Origin of the sequence: Microcystis sp. M049S2, assembly GCF_020245625.1 — a bacterium.
Taxonomy (GTDB): Bacteria; Cyanobacteriota; Cyanobacteriia; order Cyanobacteriales; family Microcystaceae; genus Microcystis; species Microcystis ichthyoblabe_A.
This window is the reverse complement of the sequence record NZ_JADBUN010000011.1, coordinates 1-5,747: the sequence shown is the minus strand read 5'-3', so window position 1 is coordinate 5,747 and position 5,747 is coordinate 1. Positions and strand designations below refer to the sequence as shown.

The 5,747-nt window shown below is 37.0% G+C and carries 6 protein-coding genes and 1 pseudogene; 2 read left to right on the top strand and 5 right to left on the bottom strand.

What is annotated here, in order from left to right; translation table 11 throughout:
• Nucleotides 1-624: 624 nt before the first annotated feature.
• The gene (locus tag IM496_RS00950) at nucleotides 625-1,953 is read right to left on the bottom strand and encodes a PEP-CTERM sorting domain-containing protein (protein ID WP_287660976.1); all 1,329 of its coding nucleotides are present in this window, start codon (nucleotides 1,951-1,953) and stop codon (nucleotides 625-627) included.
• Nucleotides 1,954-2,244: 291 nt separating this feature from the next.
• Here IM496_RS00950 and IM496_RS00945 point away from each other — a divergent pair, with 291 nt between their 5' ends.
• Nucleotides 2,245-2,670 (top strand): DUF29 family protein, encoded by a 426-nt coding sequence (locus tag IM496_RS00945; RefSeq protein ID WP_287660975.1) that lies wholly within the window; start codon nucleotides 2,245-2,247, stop codon nucleotides 2,668-2,670.
• Nucleotides 2,671-2,813: 143 nt separating this feature from the next.
• Nucleotides 2,814-4,184, top strand: a complete 1,371-nt coding sequence (locus IM496_RS00940) for a helix-turn-helix domain-containing protein (protein ID WP_287660974.1) — start codon at nucleotides 2,814-2,816, stop codon at nucleotides 4,182-4,184.
• A 40-nt stretch (nucleotides 4,185-4,224) separates the two neighbouring features.
• Here the strand turns inward: IM496_RS00940 and IM496_RS00935 are convergent, their stop codons facing one another.
• From IM496_RS00935 to IM496_RS00920, 4 genes and pseudogenes are all read right to left on the bottom strand, one after another.
• Nucleotides 4,225-4,662, bottom strand: coding sequence for a putative toxin-antitoxin system toxin component, PIN family (locus IM496_RS00935; RefSeq protein WP_104395858.1), 438 nt, complete (start codon nucleotides 4,660-4,662; stop codon nucleotides 4,225-4,227).
• Nucleotides 4,659-4,922 (bottom strand): hypothetical protein, encoded by a 264-nt coding sequence (locus IM496_RS00930; RefSeq protein WP_002752205.1) that lies wholly within the window; start codon nucleotides 4,920-4,922, stop codon nucleotides 4,659-4,661. Before IM496_RS00930 ends, IM496_RS00935 begins: the two co-directional genes overlap by 4 nt.
• Before the next feature lie 63 nt (nucleotides 4,923-4,985).
• Nucleotides 4,986-5,549 carry a Uma2 family endonuclease gene (locus IM496_RS00925; protein ID WP_194015158.1) on the bottom strand — a complete coding sequence of 188 codons (564 nt, stop codon included), beginning with the start codon at nucleotides 5,547-5,549 and terminating at the stop codon, nucleotides 4,986-4,988.
• A gap of 109 nt (nucleotides 5,550-5,658) precedes the next feature.
• Nucleotides 5,659-5,747: pseudogene (locus IM496_RS00920) on the bottom strand (photosystem Q(B) 2 domain protein); the annotation flags it as partial.

Genomic DNA, 5,747 nt, shown 5'->3' with positions numbered 1-5,747 from the left:
TAGACCTCTTGCATAAATCCGAAAACAAACGATAGAAACAATAATGGGAGGGACTTTCAGTTAATTATTTATTAGTAGTTGATAATCTTCAAAAATGTTGCTGTACAAGGATCGACTTAAGACTTTTGCAAGAGGTCTATTCTAGTTCCCGCGATCCGGGGACGGGAATTACAAATATCCGGACTAGCAACAATAAATTCGCTAATATCGATGCCTGTAGCCATATTTTCGCCTAGAGAAGTCCCTTTTATTGTAGCTCGCTCGATACATCCGAACAAGAAAAAAGCCCCCCTTTCGAGGATGCCCTTTTATCTAATGATTGAGATGCTAACTGATTGAAATGCCCAAAAATAGGGAGTTTATGGACTTTCCCATCAAAGTCAGGTTGATGATTGAAGCTGGAAATCGCCATCATGTTGTATAAGCAACAGGATTAACGATAATTGCTAAGTAGGTAGGCGTTAAAAATTATCAGATGCCCCCTTATTAAGGGGGGATTAAGGGGGGATCGGCACCCCCCTTATCAAGGGGGGACTAAGGGGGGATCGGCACCCCCCTTATCAAGGGGGGCAGGGGGGATCGAACCTAAAATCCATTTCTAATTTAATTATAACCAGCTACTTATTAAGAGTCTTTTTTGGCTTGCTTCTTATTTAATTTTCCCGTGAAGAAAGCACCGAATCCGAGTAATCCTAAACCCAATAAATTGGACGGTTCAGGAACACTTACAGTAATAGGGTTTTGGGTGACTGTTACTGTTCCGGGAGCAGTAAATGTTAACCCCGTCACAAAAGCAGTAGGATTAGTTGGATCGAGCATTTCCGCAGGATCGATATCACTGATGCGAAAATCACTAAAGCCAAGGGGATTAACACCCAACAAGTTGAAAGTTGTTCCCGCAACTAGGGGATAATTGCCAAATCCGGGTAATTCTAGGATAAAGTTACTGTCGCCTTGGGGGAGAGCATTAGGGATTAAAACCGAGGCGAATAAGGGTCCGCCTGTCACTGCGTAATCGTATCCTACCGACACAATCGGATCGAAAAAGATGGGGTCAATTATACCCAATCCATTATCACCGACGGGAACACCAGGAAAGGTAAAACCATCGGGATTGTTCGGATCTGGGGTGGGGAATAGAGGACTATCGGGAGTTGTACCAATGATTGAACCAGTGGTGAAAGTTCCTGTAGTTTGGGTGAAAAAACCCAAGAATGATTCTGCTCCATTAAAACCAGTATCAAAAAGCAGCTCACTTTCTACATATTCCAATTCAAACTCATAGCTAGTGTTGGGAGCAAGGGTGTTAGCGGGTAAGAGGAGACTGGTATCAGTAGGATTCAGAGAAACGTCAAAAACAGTTCCTCCCAACGTGGATAAGATGCTGAAATTTTTGGAAATGTCTGGGAATAAGGAAGTCCCATTGAAGCTAATAGTAAAGGGTTGACTCGGATCAAAACCTTGAAGGTCATTGAAGGTTGTTCCCGTCAAGAAAGGAACATCATTGACAAATGCTCTCGGTGGGACGGTTGGCAAAACCGCCGCTTGAGTACCCAAACTTCCGCCAACAATGGTATATATGTACTGAGTGCCATCGGGAAACACCGCTTCCAGTGCCTCTAGAGTAGGATAGGTAAGACTGTTTGCGGCAACAAACTCGTCTCCAAAAGGAAACAGAATATCCAAAGGGATAGAGGACTCAGTGCCATTGTAAAAAACAAAAGCACTCGTTAGGGCTGCCTCGTCAGTGTAGTTGATACTGGGGAAAAACGTAAAAGAGCCACTATTGGGTTGAGCGTTGCTAGTTTGAGTATAATCAGCGAACTGACTAAGACTAAAGCTTGTTATGGCCGCTTGACTAGGGGTAGAGGCGGCGGCTTGTGCCGGGAAAGCCACCCCGATCGCCCCCAATCCGATCCCTAAGCTGATACAATTAGCTAGTATCTTGTTCATAACCTGATAAGACTCCAAAAAACTGAGTGATTCTTACAATCTAGATGTTCACTTTGGTTTTGTCTGTGGGAATTTGTGGCCATTTTGGATTTTCTGATACAATAATTTTTGTGGGATAAAGTGGGATTTAGTGACAAAAAGGAGGGCAAGGCTCATGAAACAAGGCTAAATTTTCGTTAATAAGGCAAGAGAACAGGCAAAAGTTTTCGCTTGTTTTTCCAACTTTAACAATATCTAATGTAAAGGACAAATTACTAAATTAAGAGGTTAATCAGTAAAAAAAGGCAAAAAATGGAAGAACTATTAGAGTTAAAAAATCTATTACTAGCTGGCAATATTCCCGATGCCTTAATCTTGGTAGAGGAAATGACAGAAATGAGCAAAGATGATAAGCTCAATAAGATTTTTAGCTTTAGTATTATTGTTCTATTACATCTGATTAAACGGCAAGCAGAAAAACGCAGTACCCGCTCATGGGAAACCTCTATTTCTAATTCTGTTCGACAGATTCAACGCATTAATCAACGACGTAAAACTGGAGGAAATTATCTGACACCAGAAGAATTAAAAGAAACCTTAGATGATGCTTATTCTTCGGCTTTAAGACAAGCGGCATTAGAAGCTTTTGAGGGTATATATCAACCCGAAGAAATTGAAGCTATGATTGATAAAAATAAAATTATTAATCAAGCATTGGCATTAATATTAATCGATTAAGTAACAGGTGACAGTTGGAAACAAATCAGGAGGGTTAAATGTCAGAAATAAAATAATTTGGCAAATATTTATAAAAAAACGAGAAAAATAAAATCTGTTCCCTTATCCCAAACAGTAATACAAAAGTTCTATCACTTACTTATATGGATATTCAAACCCTTTTAGAATGGACAGATAAACAGGTATTAGAGAAAACTGGTAAACATCTTGATTCGTTGCAAGAATCTATCTTACAGGGTATTTGGGAACATCAAGATTATGAAAAAATTGCCGAAAATAATCAGCGCAGTTATGACCATATAAAAAAAGAAGCATGGAAATTATGGCAACTGTTATCAGATGTTTTTCAAGAAGATATAAAAAAGTCTAATGTTCGTTCTATTTTAGAAAATAAAGCTTCATCTACTATTTATCACTTTGTTAACTATCATGGTAATAATATTAGCAATAGTCGTGTTAATATCTGTAGAGAAAATAACCCCTACTCAGAAAACAACTTAAAAAAGTCTTCAAATTTTCCAGATAATGATCATCTATCCCCCATAATTGACTTAACAAAAGCTCCTGAATTAAGGTGTAACTATGGACGTAAGTTAGAAATATCAACCTTAAAAGAATGGCTAGACAATAAAACTCGATTAATTACTATTTATGGGTTAACCGGAATTGGAAAAACAGCTTTAACCCTTAAATTAATTTCAGAAATTGCCCCACAATTTGATTATATTATTTACCGCAGTCTGGAAAATATTCCTCAATTAATCGCTCTCAAGGATGATCTAAAACAGTTTTTCGCCCAATCTCTATCAACCCCCTTACCTGATATAATAGATTATCTAAGCTCCTATCGTTGTTTAATTATTCTTGATGATGTGCAGAATATTTTTAAACCGGGGGAATTAGCAGGTAAATATTTAAGCGACTGTCAGGATTATCATAAATTTTTTCAGCAAATCGCTACCACATCTCATCAAAGTTGTTTGATTTTAATTAGTTGGGAACTTCCCAGAGATTTTGTCACCTTAAAATCCGATAAAATTAAAACTTTATACCTGCAAGGTTTAACAACAGAATTTGAAGAAATATTCAAAGAATACGGTTTAAAAAGTGAGGAGAAATGGACGGAACTGAGCGAACTTTATCAAGGTCATCCTAACTGGTTAAATATCATCTCCTCAACCATTATTGAACTATTTGATGGAGAAGTATCCTTATTTTTAGAACAAATGAACAATGAAATTTATTTAGGAGATATAGAAGACTCGATCGAATGTCATTTACAGCGTTTATCCGCAACAGAAAAAAAGGTGATGCACTGGTTAGCTAATCAAACTGAAGCGGTAGAAAAGTTTCCCAAAACTGCTAATCTTGACTTATCTACTTCTGAATTTTGGGCAGCTATTCAGTCATTAATGAGACGCTGTTTACTGGATAAATTACCATCAGAAACCTCGTCCTATTTTCCTATTAATCCTGTGTTTAAATCTTATCTTAAAAGAAATCCTAACGATTAGGATTATCTCTTTACAAATAGATGCGATCGCCTTTTTACCTTTAACTATTTTGTAAGACTTGTAAGAATAAATTTGGGGACAAAATTTGTGTATGATGATAATGCTTTAGCGGTAAAATGTGTTTTTTATCTAAAGAAACTAGATAATCAGCACCTATTTCGTAAGCGGCTGCCAAAAACATATTATCATTTGGATCAACCTGATCGAGTAGCGTTGCTTGATAAATGCCTTGAATTTTGATAGCAGTATAAAAAATAGCCCTTAAAATATCCTTAATATCATTTCTGTCAATATTTTTCACTAATAGTTTTTCGACCAATTCCTCCAATAATTGAGGAGAAATAACTAACTTAAATCTATCCTCCCGCCAATAACGAATAATTTGACAAGGCGCACTGTTAGGATTTTTACTTAACAAAGCTGAAAGAAAAACCGAAGTATCAAGAATAACAAGAGGTGAATCTTGAGCAAACATCATAGTAAATCAGATTCTTCTAAGTTTCCTGAAATTCTCACACAAGCGTCATCAAATTTTTGCCAAACTTCATGATAACAATTATCGGGCATATTTTGAACCTCATTTAATGTTTCCATAATCAAATCTTTGGCCTGTTTTCTATTTACATTTTCTTTTAAAACTTCTAAATGCTTGTGTAACTGTTCTAATAACCATTGTTTATCTTCAAACGAAAAATTTCGTAACTTTTGTTCCAGTTCAATAATTTGAGGGGATATCATAAAATTAACTCCTGACCAAGATTAGTCTAGTTTAATGATAACAAAAGCTTCAAATTTAAAGCCTTAACTAAAGATTACCTTGTTATAAATATCTGCTATCTCCACCTCAACCCGCAAAGAGTTTAAATGAATTATCCTATCAGATTCATAAGCTGTAAACACCCAGCAATCGCCTTCCTTTTGAAAATGTTCAATATAAAGTCTTTCCTGCGAAATCAATAAATATTCCTGAAAAGTTGAAATAGTTCGATAAGCGGCAAACTTTTCTTCTCTGTCGTAATTTGCCGTTGCAGCAGACAAAACCTCAGCGATTAAAACAGGATTAATTAAAGTATCTTTGCGTCCTTCTTGATAAGTAAGAGGTTCAGGCATCACCATAATATCAGGATAGGTAGCTATTTGACGCTCAGGTATCCATAAACGCTGATCGGTGACAAAAACGGCATAGGGTTGATTCTTTAGTCCAGTATATAAAGCCACTAATAAATTACTAATAATGCGATTATGAGTCGGTGTCCCTCCTGTCATAGCAATAATTTTTCCATCCAGATATTCATGACGAGTTTGGGATTGTATTTCCTGCTCAAAATATTGACTAAGAGTATATTTTCCAGTGAGAGCGGTCATAATGATGATTGTTTGAGAATAAGCATTTTGCAGCGTTTTTCATTGTTCCCCAATTCTAACAACAAAAAAGCACCCCCTCGCGGGAGTGCCTTTTCGTTCAGACTAGGAATTAACCATTGATAGCGGGAGCGGTCAGAGCCACAGGAGCCTGTTCACCACTAGCTAAGTCTAAGGGGAAGTTGTGAGCGTTGCGCTCGT

What these genes read in the sequence shown, in the direction of transcription:
- IM496_RS00935 (WP_104395858.1), bottom strand. Translation starts at nt 4,662, where the DNA reads ATGATGTTTGCTCAAGATTCACCTCTTGTTATTCTTGATACTTCGGTT.
- IM496_RS00940 (WP_287660974.1), top strand. Translation starts at nt 2,814, where the DNA reads ATGGATATTCAAACCCTTTTAGAATGGACAGATAAACAGGTATTAGAG.
- IM496_RS00925 (WP_194015158.1), bottom strand. Translation starts at nt 5,549, where the DNA reads ATGACCGCTCTCACTGGAAAATATACTCTTAGTCAATATTTTGAGCAG.
- IM496_RS00945 (WP_287660975.1), top strand. Translation starts at nt 2,245, where the DNA reads ATGGAAGAACTATTAGAGTTAAAAAATCTATTACTAGCTGGCAATATT.
- IM496_RS00950 (WP_287660976.1), bottom strand. Translation starts at nt 1,953, where the DNA reads ATGAACAAGATACTAGCTAATTGTATCAGCTTAGGGATCGGATTGGGG.
- IM496_RS00930 (WP_002752205.1), bottom strand. Translation starts at nt 4,922, where the DNA reads ATGATATCCCCTCAAATTATTGAACTGGAACAAAAGTTACGAAATTTT.